Source organism: Bacillus sp. JJ1474, assembly GCF_036965225.1.
Lineage (GTDB): Bacteria > Bacillota > Bacilli > Bacillales > Cytobacillaceae > Cytobacillus.
In genome coordinates this window covers 1-2,893 of record NZ_JBALPC010000333.1, presented here as the reverse complement: position 1 = coordinate 2,893, position 2,893 = coordinate 1, and the positions used below count along the sequence as shown (strand labels likewise).

At 37.0% G+C, this 2,893-nt stretch carries 2 protein-coding genes; both read right to left on the bottom strand.

The annotated features are described in order from the left end of the window. Nucleotides 1-156: 156 nt before the first annotated feature. Nucleotides 157-807 (bottom strand): spore coat protein, encoded by a 651-nt coding sequence (locus tag V7164_RS25465; protein ID WP_438823983.1) that lies wholly within the window; start codon nt 805-807, stop codon nt 157-159. A 294-nt stretch (nt 808-1,101) separates the two neighbouring features. Then, on the bottom strand, nt 1,102-2,893 hold a 1,792-nt coding region (locus V7164_RS25460; protein ID WP_335355628.1), incomplete at its 5' end, for a helicase-related protein.

Here is a 2,893-nt window from a genome sequence, read left to right as displayed (position 1 = left end):
AAAAACATATCTCTATTAAATACTACTTAATAGCCATTGTAAATAGATTTATTGGAATTGTTTGAAAATGAAAGCGTTTTTATTTTGGAATAACATTTTCACAGCAAAAAAGGTGATTCTATCTGTAAGAATCACCTTTTTAAAAAATATTTATTATTAGTGTGTAGTATTATTGTTCGGCATCCCATTCATTTGGGCGGGAGCATAAGCATTTAACAGCTGCTGCATATCTTGTGAAGCAAGCTGTGGAACTTGATAGTAATGATTTTTATTTTGATAAATCGAAAGCTCATAAGCCATTTCAATGCAATTAGGCACAGAGTCAGCTATGACGCGGCGGACAACTGGATTTGTCACTTCACATGCTGCCATTGCTTTTGATCCAGCCATCGCCTTATGAGCACCAAGCATTAGCCCAGAAATACATGCGTCTGTAACTTCTGATGCCGAATTTAACGGTTTTTTTGGCTGAGAAGGCTTCAGCCCATAAACAAAATCGTTCTCTTGTGTCATTTTATAGCTCTGTGTTGGCACTGCTGGATCTTGACCAGATTTAAAGCAGTCAACGGTTGTATTATATTCCTGAGTAATAAACTGATGTTGTCTATCAAGTATGCTTCCTAGTTCTTGATCTTTTACATGGGGACGTAAAAGGGTGTATTGGTCTAAAACACCAACAGTTCCGGATAATACCTCATGGACATCAAAAACCTCATGTCCCCCATGATTCATTTGTTGATTAACCATGCCGGTATGCATATTTTGATGCATTTGACCTTGTTGCTGATTTTGGTTTTGCATTTGCATTCAAATTCCTCCCTCATATTAAATCAAAATTATTTTGCAACCGAAATTTATTTTTATTCCTTTTTTACGAGTTAATTTTGTTTTGCTGGAAAAGAATGTACCGTATATTGGACGAAGCGAGCCATGGATATAGTATTTTTAATAATCATGAGGATGAATGTATTAAAGTAGTCCTTAAGCCTTGAGCTACTCACTACTTAACCCTATACGAGTTGTTTGAAGAGATAGTCATCATTCAGTAATTGATAAAATATGCTTAGCTCTCGGAATATCTTTTGCCGAAAGCTAAGCATTTTAATAATGTAAAGAGTGGCGCCGATATTTTCTTTCATGGCATTGATCACAAATTTGGTACTTATGATCCCATTCTAGTTTCCTGCCGCAGCTTCGGCATTTTTTTGCCATATTTTTCACATCGGTTCGTAATCTGTCATGTACTTTATCACTAATTTGCTCTCGGATCCGCTCCCAATAAATGGCTTCGGTTCTTCGATCTAACCGATATAAAAACAACAAATAGAGACCAATCGCTTTGTATGAAAGCTCTAATTCCTCTAAGTTGCGATTCTTTAAAAGCGGTTCTGGCAACTCAGCCCCATCAATAATGGCTAACATCGTTTGTTCCCACTGCCAGATTAATTGAGGCTCCTTTTTGGAAAAAGGCAAATGAAGAAAACCATATAGATCCATAATGGACAGTTTTGCTTCTATTTCTGAGCCGCGGATCTTTTCATACAACTCTCTTTCTTCTGATAAAGAAGCCTTCTTCGTCCCCTTTGGACTTTCAAATTTATCCCATAATTCAAAAAAGGTTCCGAGATCGCGATAGTAGGTTTGAAACCGTTCAAAAACAGTACTTGTTGGTGCTACAGAAAAAGTTTGAATGGGCTGATCCTCGCAAACGAGCAGATCCCACATCTTCTTAATATTGGTGACAAAAGCTACTTTACCTACATCGTAAATGCCTTTTCTTCCAGCTCTCCCGGCAATCTGCTTAACCTCCTGGGATGTAAGGAGCCGTCTTTTCTGTCCATCAAATTTTTCATTTTCCAAGAAAACGACTCTTTTAATTGGGAGGTTTAATCCCATTCCAATCGCATCAGTTGAAACAATAATTGAAGCTTTTCCATGATTAAACCGCTGAACTTGTTTTTTTCTTGTTTCAGGTGGCATACTTCCATAAATCATACTGACCGAGTGTCCCGAATTTTCCAGTCTTGATGCTGTTTCAAGAACTTTTTTCCTTGAAAAACAAATTAAAGCATCCCCTTTATCAACACGGCTAAATTTAAACTCCCTCTTTTCTACTTCTAATGGGACATCTCGGGTGTATTCGAAGATTTCAATGCTTGAATCACCAAGCAGCTCAAGTAATATTTCTTTTACATTTTTGCTGCCGATAATGTGCACTTCATTTGCGTTTGCCTTTGTTATGGCCTTGTACCACGAAAACCCTCGATCCTTATCAGTAATCATCTGTGCTTCGTCAATCACAATACAGTCGAAAAAATCCTTTTCATGAAACATTTCGACTGTACAAGATATATGGCTGGCACCAGCTACAATCTTTTCTTCTTCTCCTGTTTTTAAAGAGCAAAGTGTACCTTCCTCATTCAGTTTATCGAATACTTCTAAAGCAAGAAGGCGCAGCGGGGCCAAATATAGTCCACTTGAAGCTGCTTTCATTTTTTCTAGTGCATGGTGTGTTTTTCCGGTATTTGTTTCCCCGATATGCAGAACAAAACGAATATTTCTTCTAATAGAAGGCTGATATTCTTGTCCGAATATTTCATTGATGATGCGCTTTTCCTCTTCTTTTTTTCTCTCGATTTCTGCTTTTTCTTCTTCTAATCTTCGCTGTAGGTTCGCTAGATCGTCTTGATATATTTCTTTATGCTTAGTTAAATCAAATGGAATTTTTGCGAGCTTCATAAGATCATTAATATATTCCTGCTGGGCAAACTCGATAAAGTGTAAGGCCAATTCTTCACTAGTTTCAGCAAGTATTTCATCTGCAATGGACTGAATAAATGATTTTGAGAGATTAAACTCTTTATACTGCATTTTACTTATTCCCATATCCATT

What these genes read in the sequence shown, in the direction of transcription:
- V7164_RS25465 (WP_438823983.1), bottom strand. Translation starts at nt 807, where the DNA reads ATGCAAATGCAAAACCAAAATCAGCAACAAGGTCAAATGCATCAAAAT.